This is a genomic window from Ruminiclostridium hungatei (assembly GCF_002051585.1).
In the GTDB taxonomy this organism is placed as follows: domain Bacteria; phylum Bacillota; class Clostridia; order Acetivibrionales; family DSM-1351; genus Ruminiclostridium; species Ruminiclostridium hungatei.
Genome location: NZ_MZGX01000014.1, coordinates 66,743 through 88,596, shown reverse-complemented (window position 1 = coordinate 88,596; position 21,854 = coordinate 66,743). Strand labels below are relative to the sequence as shown.

General features: G+C 41.2%; 24 protein-coding genes and 1 tRNA gene. 2 read left to right on the top strand and 23 right to left on the bottom strand.

The window, feature by feature from the left end; genetic code table 11:
• Positions 1–5: 5 nt before the first annotated feature.
• From CLHUN_RS11505 to CLHUN_RS11490, 5 genes are all read right to left on the bottom strand, one after another.
• The gene (locus CLHUN_RS11505; protein WP_080064741.1) at positions 6–1,310 is read right to left on the bottom strand and encodes a phage tail sheath family protein; all 1,305 of its coding nucleotides are present in this window, start codon (positions 1,308–1,310) and stop codon (positions 6–8) included.
• Position 1,311: 1 nt separating this feature from the next.
• On the bottom strand, positions 1,312–1,518 hold the full coding sequence (locus CLHUN_RS11500) for a hypothetical protein (protein WP_242656503.1): 207 nt from the start codon (positions 1,516–1,518) through the stop codon (positions 1,312–1,314).
• A gap of 49 nt (positions 1,519–1,567) precedes the next feature.
• A complete protein-coding gene (locus CLHUN_RS11495; RefSeq protein ID WP_080064740.1) occupies positions 1,568–1,996 on the bottom strand; it encodes a phage tail terminator family protein in 429 nt (142 codons plus the stop codon).
• A gap of 353 nt (positions 1,997–2,349) precedes the next feature.
• On the bottom strand, positions 2,350–2,502 hold the full coding sequence (locus CLHUN_RS22135; RefSeq protein WP_165755730.1) for a hypothetical protein: 153 nt from the start codon (positions 2,500–2,502) through the stop codon (positions 2,350–2,352).
• Between the two features lie 88 nt (positions 2,503–2,590).
• Positions 2,591–3,046 carry a sigma factor-like helix-turn-helix DNA-binding protein gene (locus CLHUN_RS11490; RefSeq protein ID WP_080064739.1) on the bottom strand — a complete coding sequence of 152 codons (456 nt, stop codon included), beginning with the start codon at positions 3,044–3,046 and terminating at the stop codon, positions 2,591–2,593.
• 315 nt (positions 3,047–3,361) lie between these two features.
• On the opposite strand from CLHUN_RS11490, the gene CLHUN_RS11485 reads away from it, so the two are divergent.
• Positions 3,362–3,688 (top strand): helix-turn-helix domain-containing protein, encoded by a 327-nt coding sequence (locus tag CLHUN_RS11485; RefSeq protein WP_080064738.1) that lies wholly within the window; start codon positions 3,362–3,364, stop codon positions 3,686–3,688.
• Between the two features lie 100 nt (positions 3,689–3,788).
• On the opposite strand, the gene CLHUN_RS11480 is transcribed toward CLHUN_RS11485, so the two are convergent.
• The 18 genes from CLHUN_RS11480 to purR all read right to left on the bottom strand — a co-directional run bounded on the left by CLHUN_RS11480 (position 3,789) and on the right by purR (position 20,022).
• Positions 3,789–4,673: a hypothetical protein gene (locus CLHUN_RS11480; protein WP_080064737.1), complete on the bottom strand. Its 885-nt coding sequence runs from the start codon at positions 4,671–4,673 to the stop codon at positions 3,789–3,791.
• A 343-nt stretch (positions 4,674–5,016) separates the two neighbouring features.
• Positions 5,017–5,105, bottom strand: a tRNA-Leu gene (locus CLHUN_RS11475).
• Between the two features lie 98 nt (positions 5,106–5,203).
• Positions 5,204–5,635 carry a S1 RNA-binding domain-containing protein gene (locus tag CLHUN_RS11470; protein WP_080064736.1) on the bottom strand — a complete coding sequence of 144 codons (432 nt, stop codon included), beginning with the start codon at positions 5,633–5,635 and terminating at the stop codon, positions 5,204–5,206.
• 103 nt (positions 5,636–5,738) lie between these two features.
• Positions 5,739–6,017, bottom strand: coding sequence for an FtsB family cell division protein (locus CLHUN_RS11465; protein WP_080064735.1), 279 nt, complete (start codon positions 6,015–6,017; stop codon positions 5,739–5,741).
• Between the two features lie 109 nt (positions 6,018–6,126).
• Positions 6,127–6,741 (bottom strand): spore cortex biosynthesis protein YabQ, encoded by a 615-nt coding sequence (gene yabQ, locus CLHUN_RS11460; RefSeq protein WP_080064734.1) that lies wholly within the window; start codon positions 6,739–6,741, stop codon positions 6,127–6,129.
• Between the two features lie 45 nt (positions 6,742–6,786).
• Complete coding sequence (gene yabP, locus CLHUN_RS11455) at positions 6,787–7,071, bottom strand: sporulation protein YabP (RefSeq protein WP_080064733.1); 285 nt, start codon at positions 7,069–7,071, stop codon at positions 6,787–6,789.
• A 128-nt stretch (positions 7,072–7,199) separates the two neighbouring features.
• Positions 7,200–7,439, bottom strand: a complete 240-nt coding sequence (locus CLHUN_RS11450; RefSeq protein ID WP_080064732.1) for an RNA-binding S4 domain-containing protein — start codon at positions 7,437–7,439, stop codon at positions 7,200–7,202.
• Between the two features lie 52 nt (positions 7,440–7,491).
• Positions 7,492–7,767, bottom strand: coding sequence for an HU family DNA-binding protein (locus CLHUN_RS11445; protein ID WP_080064731.1), 276 nt, complete (start codon positions 7,765–7,767; stop codon positions 7,492–7,494).
• 106 nt (positions 7,768–7,873) lie between these two features.
• Positions 7,874–8,677 carry a nucleoside triphosphate pyrophosphohydrolase gene (gene mazG / locus CLHUN_RS11440; protein WP_080064730.1) on the bottom strand — a complete coding sequence of 268 codons (804 nt, stop codon included), beginning with the start codon at positions 8,675–8,677 and terminating at the stop codon, positions 7,874–7,876.
• 518 nt (positions 8,678–9,195) lie between these two features.
• Complete coding sequence (locus CLHUN_RS11435; protein ID WP_080064777.1) at positions 9,196–9,594, bottom strand: single-stranded DNA-binding protein; 399 nt, start codon at positions 9,592–9,594, stop codon at positions 9,196–9,198.
• A gap of 526 nt (positions 9,595–10,120) precedes the next feature.
• On the bottom strand, positions 10,121–10,675 hold the full coding sequence (spoVT, locus tag CLHUN_RS11430; RefSeq protein WP_080064729.1) for a stage V sporulation protein T: 555 nt from the start codon (positions 10,673–10,675) through the stop codon (positions 10,121–10,123).
• 154 nt (positions 10,676–10,829) lie between these two features.
• Positions 10,830–11,927, bottom strand: a complete 1,098-nt coding sequence (locus CLHUN_RS11425; RefSeq protein WP_080064728.1) for a peptidylprolyl isomerase — start codon at positions 11,925–11,927, stop codon at positions 10,830–10,832.
• An 86-nt stretch (positions 11,928–12,013) separates the two neighbouring features.
• A complete protein-coding gene (gene mfd / locus CLHUN_RS11420; RefSeq protein WP_080064727.1) occupies positions 12,014–15,538 on the bottom strand; it encodes a transcription-repair coupling factor in 3,525 nt (1,174 codons plus the stop codon).
• Between the two features lie 11 nt (positions 15,539–15,549).
• Positions 15,550–16,119 (bottom strand): aminoacyl-tRNA hydrolase, encoded by a 570-nt coding sequence (pth, locus tag CLHUN_RS11415; RefSeq protein WP_080064776.1) that lies wholly within the window; start codon positions 16,117–16,119, stop codon positions 15,550–15,552.
• Between the two features lie 192 nt (positions 16,120–16,311).
• Complete coding sequence (locus tag CLHUN_RS11410; protein ID WP_080064726.1) at positions 16,312–17,271, bottom strand: ribose-phosphate diphosphokinase; 960 nt, start codon at positions 17,269–17,271, stop codon at positions 16,312–16,314.
• Positions 17,272–17,316: 45 nt separating this feature from the next.
• Positions 17,317–18,501, bottom strand: a complete 1,185-nt coding sequence (locus tag CLHUN_RS11405) for a UDP-N-acetylglucosamine pyrophosphorylase (RefSeq protein WP_080064725.1) — start codon at positions 18,499–18,501, stop codon at positions 17,317–17,319.
• 180 nt (positions 18,502–18,681) lie between these two features.
• Complete coding sequence (spoVG, locus tag CLHUN_RS11400; RefSeq protein ID WP_004628899.1) at positions 18,682–18,942, bottom strand: septation regulator SpoVG; 261 nt, start codon at positions 18,940–18,942, stop codon at positions 18,682–18,684.
• A gap of 270 nt (positions 18,943–19,212) precedes the next feature.
• The gene (gene purR, locus CLHUN_RS11395; RefSeq protein WP_080064724.1) at positions 19,213–20,022 is read right to left on the bottom strand and encodes a pur operon repressor; all 810 of its coding nucleotides are present in this window, start codon (positions 20,020–20,022) and stop codon (positions 19,213–19,215) included.
• Between the two features lie 319 nt (positions 20,023–20,341).
• On the opposite strand from purR, the gene murC reads away from it, so the two are divergent.
• Complete coding sequence (gene murC / locus CLHUN_RS11390) at positions 20,342–21,745, top strand: UDP-N-acetylmuramate--L-alanine ligase (RefSeq protein WP_080064723.1); 1,404 nt, start codon at positions 20,342–20,344, stop codon at positions 21,743–21,745.
• Positions 21,746–21,854: the final 109 nt, after the last annotated feature.

Sequence of the window (21,854 nt, the reverse complement as noted above, 5' to 3'; positions counted from 1 at the left end):
TTTAATTATTGTATGATAGTGAGCATGTAAAGCTGTTCCATTGCATTGGTTATGGTAACCGCATCCTGGATTACAACGGCTTTCTTGTCTTCTCCCTTGGATATGACAACATCTTCGGGATTAAAGTTTTCAATTGCCCTGATTTTCTCAAGTTCCTGATGCTGCCTGACAATATCATTCCACAGAGATATCCTGCCCGCAGGATCGTTGGGCATGCTTCCGCAGTATTTGGTATTGAAGAGCACCGCAATATCATTTGCAATCTGGTCAAGCACCCTGATAGTCTGGTTGCTGCCAAAATTGCCGTTCTTGTCTTCATTAAAAGAGGTAAAGCTGTTAATGTCGGTCAAGACCCTGATGCTGTCACCAACCCTGTGAAGTATGAATTTTCCGCCCCTAATAGCCTCTTCAAGCTCTGCTTGCCGGTAATCCGCCTTGACCTTGAATTCACCGTCATAAATCCTGTTGGTATTGGATTTGTTTACTGCGCAGCCTGCCGCAGCACCGGTGGTCCAATATACGAGAGAGGCAGGATTGGAATCCCCGGTCACCTCATTCTGAAGATTGATGACACCTTCGAAGTCGGCCTCCGTCCTGTATACTACTGTCTGGAACTTGACTCCGGCTTCTTCCCTCATTCTCCTGGTAAACTGGACGAATAAGTTGTTTATTTCAGTTGAAGTGGAGGGGCAGCCAAGGGTGTTGAAGGAAAACGGCTCGATTTTATCCAAAAACAACTGGTATTCCTCACCCGTCACAGCTTCACCGTTTGTTCCTCCGCTCAAAGGAGTACCGCTTGTAACTGAAATTTCCGCGGCTGCTTTAAAATCCACAAAATCGTTGGCTTTTAAGTCCGCCATGACGGCTACGGTCTGCAGGTCGACTTTTAATGTTCCCACAAGGGTTTGAACATCATACAGGCTGTCGTTATCAACATTTTTGGAAATGACGATTTTTATATCATTACCTCTCACACCTGAATATTTTGCTTCAGCATAGGTGCAAGCAGCCTTTTCACCGCCATTGAGCCTATAGAAATACCCTGCTCGAATGTTCTTGAACAAATCCCTTAAGCCTTTCAGCTTCTCATGTCCATTTCCATAGCCAAAAATTTTAAGTGAGTCCTTGTTAAACTGTTCGGCATCCACCTTGAACACCCTGCCTTCAATTCCCCAGTCGAGCAGCAGAGGCATAGCTGCAAGTCCTCTCTCACTTAAAGTGCCCGCTGCCTTTGCAGCGCTTATAAAATTGATGTAACTTCCCGGCAGAATCTTATTCTGCGTTAAAAATGTTCCTCCTCCAAGTGCCATACTATTTCACCTTTCCTTTCATAAATTTATCAATCATGCTGTCAACCTCTTCAAAGCAGTACGGCTTGTCCTCTGCAAGCAACGCATTGACCAGATCCTTCCGGTGCAGGTACCTGCTGCTTGAGACAAGCTGTTCCTTTGAAAAAGCTGTGGTTTTTACTGCTTCTGCTGCCTTTTTTCCCTTGCCGGTATTCAAATTCAAACCCATATTAACCTCCTAGTGCCGTCTTGTTTCATATTTGCACCGTTTTGTGCCGTCATTCTACCTTCAGCCTGCTGTCAAGCTCCACATCCTCCATGGTTTCCAAAGCATTTGCCGGTTCATAGACATGGTAATTGTAATTCACATAAAAATGTAAAACCTCGCCTATGACCTCACAGCTCATTTTGCTTCCCGTAAACATGTCACCTTCTGCAGCCACATATTCCAGAGCAGTATTCAGCCTGGGGATCATAGCATTGATCTGGGCTTTCTTTCCGCCCGTACCCGGATGATATTCAATAACAAATTGCTGCTCCCTGAAATATCTTTTTCCAATCATTTTTTTCTGTTTGGAAGTATTCAGAAAAATAAAAAAACAAGGCAAATCAAAACCTTGTTCCTGAACTTCCTTATAGATGGTGAACCCTTCGCCAAGCTCCGCATTAATCTTTAATGCAATGGCGTCAATAAATACATTGACCATTTACTTCCCTCCAATGTTTTTTAAAGCTGCTTTTCTCACTTGCTCTATTCCCCCTTTCCCCCAACTGCCTTCATCAACCACTCCTCAGGCATAATTCCTTACACGAGTGGTCTGTAACACCTAAAAGTCACATATTGCCGACGGTTAAATTCTGCGCAGAATTTCGTTGTCGTTCTTGCCGATACATGCAGTATTGCCTTCGTCCTCCGCCTTACCCTGCAGAAATTTTCCACGCCGGCAATATACGTTTTAGATGTTACAGACCACTAGCATCATACATCATATGGACTGGTATTGTTTGGTATACTTTATTTCAGATTATATTTTCCTTTAAAACCCGGATAAACCGGCTTTTATTGCAGGAACTCAAATACACCTTGTGAGAAGAGCTGCCCTGTAGCATATTCGCTTTTATAAAAGCGGCCCGCACGAGCTATTTTAACCCGCCAGTCTTTGGCATCCGACTTGCTTGCCGTGCCAAAACCCTTTTCATGCAGGTCTTTCATAGAATATCCCGTTTCGGGCCGAAGATTTAAACAAATTGCCTTAGTCATGTCATTTGCACAAGCCGCACTTGCATAATCTTTTACAATACTATATTACATCATATATACTGGTATTGTTTGGTATACTTTTCAGAAATCTGTCATGCTTCTTTCTGACTGTTTCCCATGAATAGCTCATACACTCCCCGGTCTGTTCCCAGGTGAGTCCGTCTATATACCTGTATGTAAGTATTTGCCTGACATTGCTGTCCTGTATGCTTTCGATGAACTGAAAAGCCCTGTTCACCTTTGACATAAGCTCCTGGGTCTTTGTCCTGATTTTCATTGCCATTTGGTTTCTTTGCTCCAGGCATTCTTCCGACATTTCTTCACGTCCTACTATGGTGAAGGTTCGCGGCAGATAGGGAAACTGGGCCATACTTCCCTTTACCCTGTCGGACACCACTGTCTCACTGTCACCATAGCTCAGTTCCTGAAGTTTTTGTCTTAAAAGATTTATTTCCTTTTTCAACTGATTTATTTCTGTTAATTCCTGTTTAATCATAAGTTATCTCCTTATCAATGCATCAACGCTTCTCCGTTTGGGAACAAAGAGGGCATCATTACATCCATAATGCCCTTCTGCCCCTTCTCCTGCATTTACAGTAGGAAATCCGAGCCAGCTCCACATATTTTGGCGGGAATTCGGTCTGTTAAACGCACAGCTTTATTTAGTTGTCGCAGTTTGGGAACAATATTATAATAACATTCCATTTGCTGGATGTCAACAAGAATTTCTCCAATCGGAAATTTTTTATTTACATTCGGAGACAATATATATATAATAAACTTGTTACGACTTATACAGGAGGTTTTACATATGGCAGCAACTAACGACCGGATAAAGGAGCTGAGACTCCAATTGGGATATCCCGTTGATGAATTTGCAAGAATGCTTGGTATTCATAGAAGTTCTGTGTACAGGTATGAAGGAGAAAATGAAAAAGAGGCCAGAGATGTCCCCATCAGCATTGCCATTCTCATATCAAAAAAGTTCAATGTGAGCCTGGATTGGCTGGCCGGAGTTTCAAACTCAATGTATCTTGACCAGTCTTCCAATGAATTGACCGAGCTTTACGAAACCTTATCCGAAGAGAATAAAAAAGAACTGTTCAGCTATGCCAGGTATCTGAAAGCCAAACAGTAACAGCATGTGTAAACATATTCGTCTCAACTGGAATAAAGCTTTTATGGAATACCTTAAAAGCTTTATTTTATATATTTTAGCAGGTACCAGGCTGGGTTCTTTATTTTTTGACAGCAGTAAAATCACCAATCTTTTTCCCTGCGTCCTGGGCAGGGAAATTACTTCCTGCAAATATATCTCCGCTTAGAGTTTTATTATCAAGCTTACATTTTAAATCCACCAACAAGCCATTATAAGCATTAATCCACTGATATCCTGTCAGAAGCAATGTTTTATTGGCACTATCATATTCCGTTTTCATTAAACATGCAATGGGTTGCAATGAGGGTATTACGGTATCCCCAATAAAATACAGTTTTGCTTCTGCCGTATCCTTATCCGTTAAGTATATATCTATTTCAATTCCATCAACATCATTAAATCCTGTACAGGTACCTTCGTATTTTCCCACTATGGTGTCCAGTACAGATTTGCTTTCTGCAGGGACAGGACTATTTATTTCTTCTTTGGTAAAAGTGATTTTGATATAATAGTTACCCCCTGATATTTCTTTAAAAATGACTTTATATAGATATCCTTTATTTTCTGTTGTTATTACATCGCCCAGATCAATCCATTTTGTATGACTGCTTTCCTGGGAGGAAGTAAAATTTATATCTACTGAGTTACGATATATATTCTTTACTGCAATAACTATGCCGGAATCCTTATCGGCAAATGTTTCCCCTTCTTTAATAATAACTTCATTGGAATCCGTTGCTTCTTCAGGTTGAGATTTATTTGTTGAGTCGGTGCGATTTTTTATTTGAAGATCCTTTGCATTGGTGGAAGAGAGAGCAGTGCTTCCGTTTATTACAATATTTTGCTGAGAATACTGATCCATATTAAAAAAACCTTTAAATTGCTGCGAAATGAGGTGTGTTGTGAGTTCAACTATTACACCGATCAATACGGGAATTATAATTAATTTGGCAAGCTTCCTCATCAAATGACCCTCTTGACTAAAACATTATATAAAACATCAACATACTACCATATTTTTTAATAATGGTCAATATCTGGTAATCCCGTATATTGTTGCAGCAATCATTCCCTAAAATCTACCTCATTATTAAAATTCTACTGTTGCCTTTATATACTGCCGTCAATAATAAAATCGGATTAAATTATCATAGCGTTGCAATCAGACCACGCAATCACACCACAAAAAAAGACAGATATTTTTATCTGCCTTTTAAAATTTTAATATAATCTTACAAATTAAAAAACCGCCCAGCCTGGCGGTTTTTTGCTTGACAGTCATCAATCTCGCCGTCAAACATATAAGTTGGTGCCGAAGACCGGAATCGAACCGGTACGGGGTGTTAGCCCCGCAGGATTTTAAGTCCTGTGCGTCTGCCAGTTCCGCCACTTCGGCACGGATTATCAACAGCGACTAGATTATTATAATACTATAGGCACACCAGTGTCAACACCTATTTATTGCTATATCACCATTATTTTAATTGTACATTTTCAGTATTGAGCAGATTTTCTATAGCCGCCGCTTCCGCGTTTTGAATCCATACTTTTCTTAAGATCATGAAGCTTTTCATCACTGTCCTTCATAAACTTTGCCAGGCGGTCTTCAAAAGATACATTACCGGAAGAATTTTTAGAACTGCTCCATTCCACTTCTACAGGAATCTTGGATACAACAACGGGAGGCTTCTGATCAAAAGCCTTTTTTATGGAAAGACTGACTTTGCCATTCGGATCAACAGTTAAAACCTTGACTTTTACAATCTGATTTTCTTTAAGATGGGAACCGATATCTTTAACATATTCCTGGGCAACTTCAGAAATATGCACCAGGCCTGTCTTACCTTCCGGCAACTGAACAAATGCCCCAAATGCAGTAATACCGGTAACTTTACCCTCAATAATCTGTCCTACTTCAAGCGGCATAAAATAAGAGATCCTCCTCAATTTCAACCCAAGATGGCCTAGCACTTTAATAGATTAAAACAACTCGATTATATAGTATATGCTTAAAACAGTCAAGCAGTAGTTATTTGTTGGTGTCCACGTATATCTTTTCTCCGTCTTTAACATATCCCAGTTTTTCCCTGGCGATTTTCTCAGCAAATTCGTCAGTATTTATCTGGGACTTCTGCTTGGAAAGCTGCTGTTTTTTTACAGTCTCAGCATGAATATTTTTTTCAAGCTGGGCATGCTGTGCATTTCTCTCTTCAATGCTGGACTGCTGGTTATAAAAAGTATATCCAAAGTAGCAAAATGACACTATAAGTATCAATGTCCAAATATTAAACTTCTTTCGTTTTTTCATAGAAACCCCTCAAATTAACCATCTTTTGTAAATTTCTTATAATACGCAGTCGTTCACTATTATATTCTATGCCTGAGAGAAAAATCCTTCTGCAAGGCGAGTTTTTTTATCAATTTTGCTGAGAAGCCTTGGATTTTTTTACTTTTTGCCTTCTTTTACGGTTTTCGGCTATTTTTTGCAGCCTCTTACGGGCTTTCGCAGTTGTCCGGACTTTTACAGTCAGGACCTTTCCTCCCAGTTTACGGGTCTTCCCCTTCAGGTCGGCCTTTTTAAAAGCCTTTCCCAGGCAGCTCCCCAAAAACCTGAATAATTTTTCTATCAGTCTGAAAATAAAAGCCACGGGAATCGCTATGATTTTGTAGGCCAGCTTAAAAGGGTAGCTTACAGCCATCCATATAAATTTAAAGATTTTGATAATCAGTCTGATTACCATCATTGAGGATTTTATAATCAAATTGCTCAGCAGTGATTCATAAAGCATTACCCCTATAACATTCCCGATGAATATAAATCCTCTCATCTGACCGCTGTTGCTGTTATAAACCGTTATAAAGAGGAATACTGCTACAGTGAGCCAGTATAATATATCCTCAAGCCCTACAAATATGACTCCGGTTTTTACTGCCCTTCTTTTTATCCTCAAAAGGTCATAAAGAAAAGCCGCAATTGCTCCGGCCAAAATTGCATATAGGAATATGTAGACCTGTTCACCAATTGATATCATTTGATATACCTGCCAGCCTTTACATTATGTATTTGCAGCAACACCTTATTTAAACATCTTTCCAAAGAACGACTTCGATTTGGTATTTTCACCATCACTATATTCAAGAGAAAATATGTCGCCTTCAACCACCAGTTCATTACTATCCAGATTAAGCTTATTTATGTGCAGGTTCATCCCTCTGATAATCAATACTCCCAAATCTGTTATTGCGATAATACTCTCTTCATTAAAGCTTTCAACATCTGTAACTCCTGTAACACTCAGCCGCTCCCGGTTATCCAGCAGCAGCGTCTGATTTTTAGGTTTTATCATCTTCTTCTCTTCCATCACTTGACCCTCCCTGTATGCAAAATAGACTAGCCCTTGCTTACTTAATACATATGCTGGAATCGATTAAAAAATGATTTTTACATAAAAAAACCGGTACTGCCTTTTAAGGTAATACCGGTTTTTTATCATTTCAAAATGTACATTTCCTTTGCATCGTCCTTTGCAACATGTTCCGATACTCGGGTTATTTCAATTGTAGTAGTGTTATTACCAAATTGAATTTCGATTATATCTCCCACTTTTACTTCTGAGCCGGGCTTTGCAATCTTATCATTTATTTTTACTCTCCCCTGCTCACATACCTCATTTGCAACAGTTCTTCTTTTTATGACCCTGCTGACCTTCAGATACTTGTCAATTCTCATAATTCCCCCATACGTACACAAAAACATTAAATAAATTCTTTCTTGAAGGCTGCTATTGGTTGAGCATTTCCTTCAGGTCCTTACCTGCCTTGAAAGCCGGCACCCTGCTTTCCGGAATATCAATTTCCTCCATGGTCTGAGGGTTCCTGCCTTTTCTTGCGGCCCTGGTCTTTACCTCAAAGGCTCCGAAGCCCACAAGCTGAACCTTGTCGTTATTCACCAGAGCCTCTTCTACACTTTCAATAAGGGCACTAAGCGCCTTTTCAGAATCTTTTTTTGACAGTCCCGACTTTTCGGCCATACTGTCCACCAACTCAGTTTTATTCATTAGTAATTCCTCCCATATGGTTATTACACTATGATTTTAACCAATTTCACATTGTTTATTCATTTTTGTCCATAAACAATGGAACATATACCGCATTTCCGGAGGATTACTTTGCAGTCTTTCCATTTTGGCTCATTTTCAGCTTTGCTTCTTCCCAGAGCATATCCATTTCCTGGAGACTCATTTCTTCAAGCTTCTTTCCCTGCTCCGCGGCACACTTCTCTACTTGCTCAAACCTTCCTATAAACTTGTTTGTGGATTGTGTAAGAGAAAGCTCAGGGTGAACCTTTAAGAACCTTGAAAGATTGACAACTGAAAAAAGTACATCCCCCAGTTCGTCTTCCATGCCTGAACTGCTATTTTTTTTGAATTCCGCCTCAAGCTCATCTATTTCTTCCCTGATTTTTGCAAATACGTCTTCAGGGTTCGTCCAGTCAAAACCCACCTCGGCGGCCTTCTGCTGAACCTTGAAGCTTCTCATGAGTGCGGGCAGATTGTTTGGTACGTCCTGAAGCACCGAAGTCTGATTTACCGTTCCTTTTTCCCGCTTTTTGATTTCTTCCCATTTCTTAAGCACTTCGCCTGAGGTTTCGGCACTTTCATTGCCAAACACATGGGGATGGCGGTGTATCATCTTGTCACAAACCCCGTTTATAACATCCTCTATGTTAAAATCTCCATTTTCCTCGGCAATGCGGGCGTGAAATACTATCTGCAAAAGAACGTCTCCCAGCTCCTCACACATTCTGCTCTTATCATTAAGATCAACCACTTCAAGATATTCATAGGTTTCTTCAATCAAGTACTTCTTAAGACTTTCATGCGTCTGCTCCCGGTCCCAGGGACAGCCCTCCCTGCTCCTCAAAAGCTTCATTATGTCAATTAATCTTTCAAGCTTTCCGCTGTTCATTTTATCTCCCATCTACGCGTATAGCGCATACATAAATAGTAATGAAAGACACGTAGTGGTTTTCACTGCGTGAAATCCACTATGACCTACCACATGTATCTTTCACGCTATCTCCATTTCTTCATTCCCATCTCAGGTTAAATGAGTTACAGTGTCCTAGTACAACATTCAGTAATCCTGGCACATAATCCGGGTATATTTTTTTGAACTACATCGTTGTCGTCGATTGGAATAAAGCAATTATTCCGCACTCCTCCGCCTTGTATTTCCAAAAAATCTCCTTCAAATTTATGCACCCTATTTGTTGAATGTCGTACTAGCTTTAATTACTATAATAACCAGTTGTTTCTTTGGTTATTATACTACTTCTTTCCACCTTGCAACAAGTACCCATATTAAGTCCTGTCCACAGGAAGCAGGAGGATGGTATAATATTTACTGCACAAAAAAGCAGGCAGAACCATACAGCCCGAAGACGTATGGTTTTGCCCGCTTTTGGCAAATGATGAAATATATTTTTAAACTGCCTCCTGGCCGGAGGCTTCCTCCCCTTGGCCGGAGTCGGGTTCGAGGTTGTCCTCGACATCCAATTCTCTGTATTTTGCATCAGCAAAAAAGACTTTCTCTGCAATAACCTCCGTAACATAGTGTTTACTTTTTTGCTCGTCTTCCCACGTTCTTGTGTGAATACTCCCCTGCAACGCCACCCTGTGGCCCTTTGCAAAGTATTTGCCCGCAAATTCCGCAGTTTTCCCCCAAACTACAATTGGGATGAAATCTGTGGACTTTTCAGCAACTCCTTTCTTGGGGTCCCTGTCCACAGCCAGCACAAACGAACCTACCGCCGTTGTCTTCTTTGCAGTATAGCGCAGCTCAACATCCCTGGTCAATCTTCCTACGAGACTAACATTGTTCATACAAACCTCCTTTGCTCCAGAGGGAGCATAAATATATTCATTACATCCCGGCATGTTCATAAAGTCAGTTTCCTGAAGTACAGACTTAAGACCCAAGCCTTTGAAACCTTCAAGACAAAATGCTTGAAAGCACATATTGCCCTGGAAGGGCAAGACTTCAACCGTAATTGACTTTATGACTGCCGAAAATTTTAAGCTGATGGTCAAGTAACCGCTTAAATAAAAGTATGGCCGGAAACCCCGGTGGTGACGGGCGAAAAATAAAGAAAAACTTAAAATCCACGGGTATGCAAAAATATAAAACCCGAAATAATCATTTTTTTAAAAATACTCTGGAAAACATTATGGCAGAGATGCCATGAAAGAATCATAAAACTTATAATATAATTATACATATTATGTATTTATTGTCAACACAATAAACTGCGGGTGGCATAATAAATGGGAAGACTGTTTTACAATCTTCCCCATTTTTTGAACTTTCATTTCACAACTGAATTTTAAAATAACCTATCGAATAGAATACTTATTGTTCCATCTGTCTTCCTAAAAAGCTTGCAGCGGATTGAGCCAGCTTGGCCTCAACTTCTCCCATCTTTACATTGGAATCTGTAGAAAGCATAATTACAGCTCCAATTGGATCACCCTCGGATATTATCGGAGAAACAACCTGTGAGGCATACTTTCTTTCTCCGTTTTCATCTGCCAATATAGTGATTGCCTTTTCTTCCGGAGACTTTATAAGTAACGTAGTCTTTTCCTCAATTGTTTTTTCTACATCACTGCTCAGTTGTTTCTCTAAAAATTCTTTCTTAGATGCACCTGAAACAGCAATAACAGTGTCTCTATCAGTAATACAGGTAATGTGTCCGCTGGTTTTATGCAGTGATTCCGCATACTGAGTTGCAAAGTCACTTAATTCACCTATTGGAGAGTACTTCTTAAGAATTACCTCCCCCTCCTTGTCGGTAAATATCTCCAGGGGATCACCCTCCCTGATTCTCAGGGTTCTTCTTATTTCCTTCGGTATTACAACTCTACCTAAATCGTCAATACGTCTAACTATTCCAGTTGCTTTCAAATTATATTACCTCCTTAATAGGTTATTTTAGTCATAGTATTGTAAAGTTGATGATTTTTTATACATTATTGGAAAGGCAGGTTAAATAATAAAAAAAGAATCACTTGCGTGATTCTTTTTACTGACCCATATGTGTTAACAATATTGACAAACCTTATATTTTGTAAAGAGTCTTGTCAACCTTGGCGATAACATCATCCTTTGTCTTTATGGCATACTTGTTGTCTTTCTTAAGTTCATCAATCTTCTTGGTAAATTCTTCGCTTTGCTTCTGTGCCAGAAGTGATGACTTTATATTCTCCTTCAAATCATCAAAAGGAGTTGGAACTCTTTTATGGAACTGCATTACATGATAGCCGTAGTCGGATTCCACTATATCTGAATCCCCTGCCTTATGATCCTTAAAGGCCCACTCTTCAAAGGAAGGTACCATTTCCCCTTTTCCAAAGGTATATTCGCCCTTGTTCTGGGTAACACCAGGATCTTCAGAATTTGCCTCGGCTAAAGCCGTGATATCCTCTCCTGCCCTGACCTTGGCAAGGAGCTCATCAGCCCTTTTCTTGGCCTCTGCTTTTTTTCCTGCACTTACAGGAGCCTGAGTGTTACTGTCAAGAGTAGAAATAAGGATATGTGTTACAGTAACCTTGTCAAAATTCGTCTTGTTGTCATCATAATACTTCTTGACATCGTCATCAGAAACTATTACTTTGCTTGTAATGGAATCACGGTACTTTTGTGCAAGTGTCAAATCCTTGTATATGTCCTTCAACTCGGACAAGGTAACACCGTAATCGTTTTTCACTCCGGTTTCAGCAGCATTTCTGCTGCCATAGTTGGTAATCTGCTCGTTAATTGCTGCGTCTATATTTTCCAAATCCTTGGAATCAAGCTTATATCCTGCTTCCTTTGCCTTTATGAGCTGAATCTTGAATTCCTGTATCTGCTCTAAAGTACTTTTCTTTACTGCATCCTTTGCTGTCTCGGTGCCCTTTTTGGTATCCCACTTGTAGGTCTCGGGCGTTGTTGTGGTTGTGAGGTTGTTAGTTGAAATAAACTGGTTCATACCAAATTTAGTAAAAAAAGTATACTCATATTTTGTAACTTTTAAATTATCGACTGTTGCTACATCTACTGACCACGGCTTGAGTACAAAGAGAACCGCTGCGGCTGCTATAATGATTACTGCTGCAGCAATGATACCTATTAATAGGCCTTTTGATTTCTTTTTTACAATTGCATTTTCATTTTCCAAAGGTAATCGCTCCCCGTTTTGTATTAGTAAACAATGCTTGTACAAACTTAACTTTTGCAAAACACTACTGTTACAATTATATTCAATTATTGGTCAGACTGCAATTTAATAATGTCATGTAATAAAATCTTAATATTTGCCAAAATTTCTCTGCCGGCGGTATTATTCAGTCTGAAGCTTATATACGGACTGCTTCCGGCATTGAGCATTATCCTCCTGGGGTATTTGTCCATGAGCTTGCCAAGATACATTGGAAGAGCCACCGCAGATTTATTCAGTTGGAAAATAACCGTTTCCTCCTTCTGCGTAATACTGGAGAAACTGCATTGCCGGGCCAGTACCTTTATATATGCAATATCCATCAGGCTCTCAACTTCCTCCGGAATGTCCCCATAGCGGTCTATCAATTCATCCCTGATATCAATTACATCATTTTCATTCTGTATATTTGCAATCTTTTTATACATGTCAATTTTTAGTTCTTCCGAACTGATATATTCATCATCAATATATGCGCTTACATTGATATCAATGGACATTTCCTCATCAAGGGGCGCTGCCGAATCACCGCTTATCTCGTGCACGGCCTCCTCCAGCAGCTTGCAGTACATCTCGTAACCCACCGTTTCCATATGCCCGTGCTGCTCAGGGCCCAAAAGGTTTCCTGCCCCTCTGATTTCCAGGTCTCTCATGGCTATTCTGAAGCCCGAACCAAATTCGGTGAATTCCTTAATCGCCTGTAGCCGCTTTTCGGCAATTTCAGACAGTGCCTTGTCCTTTCTATAGGTTATATAGGCGTAGGCCAGCCTGTTGGAGCGGCCCACACGTCCACGAATCTGATATAGCTGTGAAAGCCCCATTCTGTCCGCATCCTCAACCACAATCGTATTGACATTGGGCATATCAAGCCCGGACTCAATTATGGTGGTACAAACCAGCACATCAAATTCACCGTTTATAAAGCTGTACATGACATCTTCCAGCTCTTTTTCATTCATCTGTCCATGGGCTGTGGCTATTCTGGCTTCAGGCACAAGCCGCTTCAGCTCCTCAGCCTTTAATTCTATACCCCTGACCCTGTTGTAGAGGTAGAAAACCTGTCCGTTTCTTGCCAGTTCCCTTACAAGGCCGTCTCGTATCAATTCTGCATTATGTTCCATTACATAAGTCTGCACAGGATATCTTTCCTCCGGCGGGTCCTCCAGCACACTTATGTCACGGATACCCACCAGTGACATGTGAAGAGTCCTGGGAATAGGTGTGGCTGTTAAGGTAAGCACATCAACATTGGGCTTTATGGCTTTCAGCTTCTCCTTGTGAGTGACGCCGAAGCGCTGTTCCTCATCCACCACCAGAAGTCCCAGGTCTTTAAACTCTATATCCTTTTGCAGCAGCCTGTGAGTTCCCACCAGAATATCAATATTGCCGGTTTTCACAGACTTAACTATCTTTTTCTGCTCCGCTGCCGTCCTGAAACGGCTCAACACATCCACGGTCATGGGAAAATCCGTCATCCTCTTTTTAAAGTTCTCATATATCTGCTGTGCCAGAATGGTGGTGGGAACCAGATACGCAACCTGTTTTCCGTCCATTACGGCCTTGAAAACCGCTCTTATGGCCACCTCCGTCTTGCCATACCCCACATCTCCGCAAAGCAGCCTATCCATCAGCCTTGCAGATTCCATATCCTTCTTTATCTCATCTATGCATTTCAACTGGTCATCGGTTTCATCAAAGGGAAACAGTTCTTCAAACTGCCTTTGCCAGACAGTATCCATTGCAAAGGCATGCCCTGTTTCCGCCTTGCGCTTTGCGTACAGCTTGATAAGTTCTCCTGCCAGCTCCCGGAGAGATTCCTTAACACGGCTTTTTGTCTTGGCCCATTCAGAGCCCCCAAGCTTGTTTACCTTGGGAGTCTTCCCCTCGGTTCCTATATACTTCTGAATCAGGTCAAGCTGATTTGTGGGAATGTATAGAAAGGCTCCTTCCTGATAGCGTATTTTCAGGTAATCACGTTTTATTTCACCTACTGCAAGCTTCTCTATTCCGATATACTGACCTATTCCATGTGCCTGATGCACTACGAAATCTCCTACATTCAGGTCGGAAAAAGCCTTTATTTTTTTGCCGTCGTGCTTTGACCGGGCCTTTTTAATCCGTTTGTCCTGGCCGAAAACCTCCTTGTCGCTGATGACTACAAAGCCGATGGTCGGATACTCAAAGCCCTTTTGCAGGCTGCCCCGGGTTACAACCACTTCACCTTCCTGTATATCTTTTTGATAAACATCGGAGTAGTTTGACATTATGTCATTTGTAGCCAGCGTTTCCACCAGCCTGTGACCTCTTCCGCTGGGGCCCGACAAAACCACTATCCTGCAGTTTCTGTCCTTCAGGAGCCGTATGTCATTTATAAGCAGTTCCATGTGATTCTGATAGGAGCTCCCCTGCCTGCAGGGTATGGATATTTGGACCGCGGGACGCAGGAGTGAATTATTCGAAGCTATGGCTGCCAGCGTGACCGATCTGAAGGTTCTTATCTTATTCAGTATCTCGTCAAAGCCGTGGGTCCAACTGGCTCCCCCCGGCAGCATCGTACCCTTTTCAAGCAGGCTTTTTGCCAGTTCCTCCTGTTCCAGGGAAACATTCTCGATCCTTTGAGAAATCCTGACGGTTTCGTCAAGAACAATCACCGGTTCCCCGGTGATGTAATCCAGTATGGACTGCGGCTTCTCCAGAATATATGGAAGGTACCTGTCTATTCCTGCAAAGTAATGATCCTCGGCCATATTTTCCAGGTCTTCATTCACTCTGCGCACAATATTGGATACTGCTTCTGAATTTCCTTTTTTATTCAATTTGTTAACATAATCTTTCAATTCCTTCTTTACCCTGGCTGTTATACTGTCAGTTGCTCCCGCCTCATAAACCACGTCCCGGGCAGGTGATACCACACAGGCTTCCACCGAATCGGTGGACCTCTGGGAGGTCTCATCAAAATATCTGATGGAATCCACTTCCGTGTCAAAAAGTTCTATACGAAGAGGGTGCTCATAGTTTACGGCATAAATGTCTATTATACCTCCGCGTATGGCGAACTGAGCCTTGCCCTCTACAATTTCCACCCTCTCATAGCCATTATGAACCAGCCTTGCTGCAACTTCTTCCAGCACAAGCTGCTTTCCCAGCTCAATTTCAATAATTCCTCCGGCAAACAGTTCCAATGGCGCTATCATCTGAATCAGAGCCTCAGCCGGAAGCACAATAACCCTGTAGTCATTTTTAACACAGCGCAGCAGGGTTCTGACTCTTTGATAAATCAGGTCATTGCTCCTGGCCTCTACATTATACAGCATGGTTTCCTTTGGAGGAAAATACAGCACATCCTCCCCCAGGAATAGTTGGAAATCCTCGTAGGCCCTCCTGGCCTGCATTTCATTATAAGTAACATACAGGCCTTTTCTTTGCAAGTGTGTAAGCATGGAGTATACAATATGAACTTTTTGAGAATCGGAAGGCCCGAGTACGGATACAGGCACCCTGTTTTCCCTTATCTCCTCCAACAGTGCCTTGTATTCGTCAAGCCTTAAAAGTGGGTCAGCAAATAAATCCATTTCTTCCTCCATTACTTGTTATAGCTGTTCATGGCTTTTTCAACACCGCTTCGAACTATGGCCATGGCCGCATCAGCCGCCCTTGCCACACTTTCGTTTATAACCTCCCGGTCTTCCCTGGAGAACTTGCTGAGGACATAATCCGCAAGGTCCCACTTTTCAGGTGCACGGCCTATGCCTATACGCACTCTCGGGAAATTGTCCGATTGCAACTGGTAAATTATGGATTTCATACCGTTATGGGTTCCAGAACTCCCCTTGGCTCTCACTCTGATTTTTCCGGGCTCCAAATCAATATCATCATATATGACCACAAGCTTTTCCACAGGCAGCTTGAACCATGAGGAAACATCCCTGATACTTTCGCCGCTGAGATTCATATACGTCTGGGGTTTTAGCAGAATCACCCTGACACCGTCCAGCTCCCCTTCCCCATATACTCCCTTAAAGCCTATTTTGGACAGCTTTATATTAAGTTTTCCCGAAAGGTAGTCAATTGTATCAAAACCTACATTATGTCTGGTATTATCGTACTTTGATCCCGGATTGCCCAGTCCGGCAATTAAAAAAATATCTCCCAAGGCTTCCTCCTGTCCGGCAAGCTGCACTTGTCATGCACACCAGCTATTCATTATATTACCCGTCAAATTCATTATACAAACTATTTATGACAACCAAGTCTAAAAGGGCGGTTCAAAAAACCGAACCGCCCCATAGTATTTCTCAAATGTTATGATATTAATTACTTCATTCAATCTCGGATTCTTTAACAGCTATATTTGAGTGAAAAGCGTGCTTATGGATATGTCTCCGTAAATTCTCTCAATGGCTTCCGCAAAAACTCCTGCTACAGATAAAGCCTTTATTTTGTTTATTTTCTTATCTTCATTAAGTGTGATAGTGTTAAGTACAACCAGCTCTTTTATGGCAGAATCCTGAATCCTCTGGATTGCCGGTCCTGACAGCACTGCGTGGGTACAACAGGCATAAATTTCCTTGGCACCTGCATCCATCAGGGCATTTGCACCATTTACTATTGTTCCTCCGGTATCCATAAGGTCATCCACCAGAATACATTTCTTATTCCTGATATCACCGATAATGTTCATTACTTCTGATACATTTGCCTTGGGACGCCGCTTATCTATAATGGCCAGCGGACAATCAAGCCTCTCGGCCACCTTCCTGGATCTGGTAACGCTTCCCACGTCCGGAGATACCACTACAACATCGTCCTCCCCGGCAAACTTCTCCTTAAAATATTCAGCTATAATGGGTACTCCCAGCAGATGGTCAACCGGAATGTCAAAGAACCCCTGAATTTGAGGAGCATGCAGATCCATGGTCAGAATCCTGTCGGCTCCGGCAATAGTTAAAAGATTTGCAACCAGCTTTGCTGATATTGGATCTCTGGCTCTGGCCTTTCTGTCCTGTCTGGCATAGCCGAAGTAAGGTATTACTGCGGTTATCCTCCCTGCAGACGCTCTTTTTACGGCGTCTATCATTACAAGAAGTTCCATCAGGTTATCATTTACAGGCTGACAGGTTGATTGAATAATAAATACGTCAGAACCTCTTACAACTTCTCCGACGTTTACCGCAGTTTCCCCGTCACTAAAACATCCAACACTCGCAACACCTACAGGAATACCGATTTTTTCAGCAATTTCATTTACCAATTGCCTGTTGGAGTTTCCTGTAAATATCTTTATGTCCTTACCATGCAAATTCATTTCAACTCTCCTTTTTTTATCACACTTATTTATGGTATATTTTTATTAGCGTTTCATATTTTTCTTTATTACCCAGCCTTCCTTTATAACCTGACGCTCTCTTGCAATTGCAAGGGAATTCTCAGGTACTTCGTCGGTAATAGTAGAACCTGCTGCTATATAAGCATCCTTATGAACAACCACCGGTGAAACGAGATTTGTATTGCAGCCTATGAAGGAATTGTCTCCAACGACAGTCCTGTTCTTGTGCTTGCCGTCGTAATTCACAAATACAACGCCGCAGCCGATGTTTACATTTGATCCCACTTCGGCATCACCCACATAGGTAAGGTGTGATATTTTGGTACGGTCACCTATAACGGCCTTTTTAATTTCTACGAAATCGCCTATTTTAACATTACTTCCAATCATACTGCCCGGTCTCAGATATGCAAAAGGTCCCACATGGGTCTGGTCTCCCACGGAACTGTCAATTGCCACTGAATTGACCACCTCTGCATTATTTCCGATTTTACAGTTTGAGAGCCTTGAATTCGGCCCGATTGTGCAGTCCTCGCCAATAGCCGTGTTACCTTCCAGTATGGTATTTGGAAGGATGATAGTGTCCTCTCCTATATAAACATTTGCATCAATATAGGTTGATGCAGGATCCATAATTGTAACGCCTGAAAGCATTATTTCCCCGAGGATTCTGTCTCTAAGCACCGAAACAGCTTCCGCAAGTGCTATCCTGTCAGTCACAGCCAGGAATTCCCTATAATCCTCTGATAAAATTTTATTGGTATCTTTTAATGAAAGAAAAATTTGTTTTAATACTTCCCTAGAAAGGTTCAGAACATCCAATGCATCCAGTTTTGCCGTCAACTCACTGCTATTAAAAATATAGATTGCTGCTTCACTTATGGCTTCTCTCCGGCAACTTCCAAATATGGCCGATGCGCTGTTTCCTTCCGTTTTATGCCTGTCCAGAAGGCCTTGAATGGTTTCGGAAGCTATTAAAGGTTGATCCGCCCAGTTAATAACAACCATATCAGCTTTGCCAACCAGTTGTCTGAATTTCTCCAATTCTTCAAATGTAATGGCCTGTATGTCAGTTGTAATGCCTGTCATGCTTGAGGCTGACCATTGCTGAATACTTTGTCCTAATACATTATGGCTTTCCTTCATGCTTTTTGATTTAAAAGCACTATTATTATTGTCGGATATAACTAATCCCAAAATCTTTATCATTATCAAAGCCCCCACTGTATTTTACAGGTTATATTCTCTCATTTTTATCAAATAATTTCAACCCATTAACATTAACAAAATTTATTATAATATTATTTATTTATCTTATATAAAAATTTTATCAACTTTTTTTCACAAAAAAAAGAATACTCCTTGAAGTATCCTTTTAGTTTTCTTGGATTACTCTTGTAATGAACTCTCAAAACTGGCCAAAATTGCAGTTTGGAGCTTTTCTCTAGCAGTTGCGTTAATTGGATGAGCTATATCTCTGAATTCACCATCCGGTGTCTTTCTGCTGGGCATCGCTATAAACAATCCATTTTGGCTTTCAATTATTTTGATGTCATGAACTACGAATTCATTATCAAAAGTAACTGAAACAACTGCCTTCATTTTTCCCTCGGTATCAATCTTTCTGATCCTTATGTCTGTAATCTCCATAATGACGAACCCTCCAAGAAATATTTTAAGTTAATATAAGTATTCGCCATTTTGGTAAATATTCCTGCTTTTTTGCGTATATTTTTACATTATTTTTGTTTATTTTACAGGTATATTCGACTTTTTCCTTATAACAGCGTGTTACCGGGCTTTAATACTGTTATTTTAAACTGCCTCTTTAGGTCTTCAAACTGAAAAAACCTTAATCATTTGCAAAGCAGGCAAATAATTAAGGTTTAATTAAATAATACTTCCATAGTTTCCATGCAGCTATATATTTGGCTTTATATCAATAGTGGTATTTTCCTGCAAATCGGCATTTAAGGTTACCAGTGAGTAATAGTTTCCCACCAGCTTCTTATTAGGCTGATTTGTTTCAATAAGGACGCCGATGCCCACAACTTCACTGTCAAACTGGTTTGCCATCTCGATAATGCCTTTGGAGGTTCCACCGCCCTTCATGAAGTCATCAATAAACAAAAGTTTGGAATTCCTTTTCAACGACTTCATTGGCAGTACCATCGTCTGAATCTTCTTAGCCGAAGCCGATACATAATTTATGTTTACCGATGCACCGTCTGTTGCTTCATTGTAATGACGCACAATCACCAGCGGTACATCCAGATATTGGGCAGTAGCAAATGCCAGCGGAATTCCTTTTGTTTCAACTGTTATTACGCAGTCCAGCTCAAGCTGCGAAAACCTGCTGGCAAACATCATAGCTATCTTGTTAACCCATTGCGGATTATATATGATGTCCAGCATGTACAGATAGCCTCCCGGCAAAACCCTCTCAGGATTCGAAAGCTCCCTGGACAGTTCTTTCAAAGTTATCTGCATATCCTTTTCACTTATATAAGGCACATATTTCACTCCGCCGGAAGCTCCTGAAATAGTGCAGATATTTCCCAGCTTGTTTTTGTCAAAGGTCTTTTGCAACAGGTCCAGGTCTTCGCTGATTGTAGATTTGGCCGAGCCGAACATTTCAGAGAAATACCCCAGGGTAAAAACCTTATTCGGATGATCGCACAAGGTTTTGATGATTACCGCAAGTCTTTCATTTCTTTGGATTTTATCCATGTTATCTCCCCACAATATTTTTACATTAATAATCATTATACAATAAAACATAGAATAATAAAACTCAAATTGTTATTAATATTCGGAAAAATATAATTATATGGGATATTTAAAAAATATTTTTAAATTACAGGTCATATAATATTACCACCATATATTTTTCCTGCCGGCGCACAATTTTATTCCTTTTACATTTGGAAGAAAATAAGGTATTATTTTTATGTCCGGGAATTCAATTGGCAATAATTTATAGTGCAGTGAACTCTCTTTAATCGAGTTTAATAGTATATATAGTAATATCACAAAGGAGTGTTTTCTTTTGATTAATTGTTTAAACCTTTTAGATTCCGAAAATATTAAATACGTACATTTTATAGGCATAGGCGGCTCAAGCATGAGTGGCCTGGCAGAAATACTGCTGAGCCAGGGTTACAAGGTATCCGGCTCGGATATAAAATCTTCAAAAGCAACTCAGAAGCTTGAAAATAAAGGAGCGCAGATTTTCATAGGCCACAGTTCCGAAAACATTGCAAATCCGGATCTGGTGGTTTTTACGGTAGCTGTAAAGGAGGATAACCCTGAAATGCTCCGTGCCAGGCAATCGGGCATTCCGGTAATTGACAGGGCGGAGCTGCTGGGACTTATTATGAAGCGCCATTCTTTCGGCATAGCAGTTTCAGGAACCCACGGAAAAACCACCACCACCTCTATGATTACAACAATAATGCTTGAAGCCGGAACCGATCCTACGGCACATATAGGAGGGGAGCTGGACTGTATCGGCGGCAATACGCGGATTGGCAACTCACAGTATTTTATAACCGAAGCCTGTGAATATTACGGCAGCTTTCTAAAATTCTTTCCCTTTATGGCTGTTATATTAAACATTGAAGTAGACCATGTGGACTACTTCAGAGATTTACAGCATATAAAGGACACCTTCGGCACATTTATTTCCCTGGTTCCGCCTGACGGCTATGTTATAGCCTGCGCCGATGATGAAAATACTCTTTCGGTCATCAGCGGCAAAAACTGCAACAAGATTACTTACGGTGTAAAGAATCCCCAGGCCACCTGGACAGCCAAAAACATCACATACAATCAGTCGGGCTGCGCATCCTTTGAAGTCTTCAAGGAAGGAAGCCTGCTGGGCGCTGTTTCTCTCTCCGTACCCGGACCGCACAACGCCAGCAACGCACTTGCTGCCATAGCTGCATGCCATACCTGCGGCTGCAGCATGGAGGACATTGCCGCCGGCCTCCTGAAGTTCGGAGGCAGTCATAAGAGATTTGAGCTCAAGGGTCTGGTTGACGACATAAAGGTAGTTGATGACTATGCCCATCATCCCTCGGAAGTAAAAGCAACACTGAATGCTGCGGCCAATACGGTACACAATAAAATCTGGTGTGTTTTTCAACCTCACACCTATACCAGGACAAAAGCCTTTATGGATGAATTTTCCCAGGCCTTTGGAAATGCTGACAACATTATAGTTACAGATATTTACGCCGCCCGGGAGAAGGATCCGGGAGACGTTCACTCCGGAATGCTGGCTGAAAAAATATGCGAGCAGGGCGGTAATGCCTTGTATATGGGAGACTTTCAGGAGATAGCTCAGTTTCTGGACAAAAATGCAGAATCCGGGGATCTCATACTTACAATGGGAGCGGGAGACATAGTGAGATGCGGCGAAATGTTTCTGAATCTGAGGGCAAACAAATAATTCAATTACAATATATTTATTGGTACTCCCGTACAGAATAAAATCTATGGCTGCACACAAAGAACTTACTGAAATTATAAGATTCGCAACAATTTCAGTAAGTTCTTTT

Coding starts and splice junctions, on each gene's coding strand:
- CLHUN_RS11505 (WP_080064741.1), bottom strand. CDS start 1,310: ATGGCACTTGGAGGAGGAACATTTTTAACGCAGAATAAGATTCTGCCG.
- CLHUN_RS11500 (WP_242656503.1), bottom strand. CDS start 1,518: ATGGGTTTGAATTTGAATACCGGCAAGGGAAAAAAGGCAGCAGAAGCA.
- CLHUN_RS11495 (WP_080064740.1), bottom strand. CDS start 1,996: ATGGTCAATGTATTTATTGACGCCATTGCATTAAAGATTAATGCGGAG.
- CLHUN_RS22135 (WP_165755730.1), bottom strand. CDS start 2,502: ATGAAAGACCTGCATGAAAAGGGTTTTGGCACGGCAAGCAAGTCGGAT.
- CLHUN_RS11490 (WP_080064739.1), bottom strand. CDS start 3,046: ATGATTAAACAGGAATTAACAGAAATAAATCAGTTGAAAAAGGAAATA.
- CLHUN_RS11485 (WP_080064738.1), top strand. CDS start 3,362: ATGGCAGCAACTAACGACCGGATAAAGGAGCTGAGACTCCAATTGGGA.
- CLHUN_RS11480 (WP_080064737.1), bottom strand. CDS start 4,673: ATGAGGAAGCTTGCCAAATTAATTATAATTCCCGTATTGATCGGTGTA.
- CLHUN_RS11470 (WP_080064736.1), bottom strand. CDS start 5,635: ATGCCGCTTGAAGTAGGACAGATTATTGAGGGTAAAGTTACCGGTATT.
- CLHUN_RS11465 (WP_080064735.1), bottom strand. CDS start 6,017: ATGAAAAAACGAAAGAAGTTTAATATTTGGACATTGATACTTATAGTG.
- yabQ (WP_080064734.1), bottom strand. CDS start 6,741: ATGATATCAATTGGTGAACAGGTCTACATATTCCTATATGCAATTTTG.
- yabP (WP_080064733.1), bottom strand. CDS start 7,071: ATGGAAGAGAAGAAGATGATAAAACCTAAAAATCAGACGCTGCTGCTG.
- CLHUN_RS11450 (WP_080064732.1), bottom strand. CDS start 7,439: ATGAGAATTGACAAGTATCTGAAGGTCAGCAGGGTCATAAAAAGAAGA.
- CLHUN_RS11445 (WP_080064731.1), bottom strand. CDS start 7,767: ATGAATAAAACTGAGTTGGTGGACAGTATGGCCGAAAAGTCGGGACTG.
- mazG (WP_080064730.1), bottom strand. CDS start 8,677: ATGAACAGCGGAAAGCTTGAAAGATTAATTGACATAATGAAGCTTTTG.
- CLHUN_RS11435 (WP_080064777.1), bottom strand. CDS start 9,594: ATGAACAATGTTAGTCTCGTAGGAAGATTGACCAGGGATGTTGAGCTG.
- mfd (WP_080064727.1), bottom strand. CDS start 15,538: ATGGATTTATTTGCTGACCCACTTTTAAGGCTTGACGAATACAAGGCA.
- CLHUN_RS11410 (WP_080064726.1), bottom strand. CDS start 17,271: ATGAATTTGCATGGTAAGGACATAAAGATATTTACAGGAAACTCCAAC.
- CLHUN_RS11405 (WP_080064725.1), bottom strand. CDS start 18,501: ATGATAAAGATTTTGGGATTAGTTATATCCGACAATAATAATAGTGCT.
- spoVG (WP_004628899.1), bottom strand. CDS start 18,942: ATGGAGATTACAGACATAAGGATCAGAAAGATTGATACCGAGGGAAAA.
- purR (WP_080064724.1), bottom strand. CDS start 20,022: ATGGATAAAATCCAAAGAAATGAAAGACTTGCGGTAATCATCAAAACC.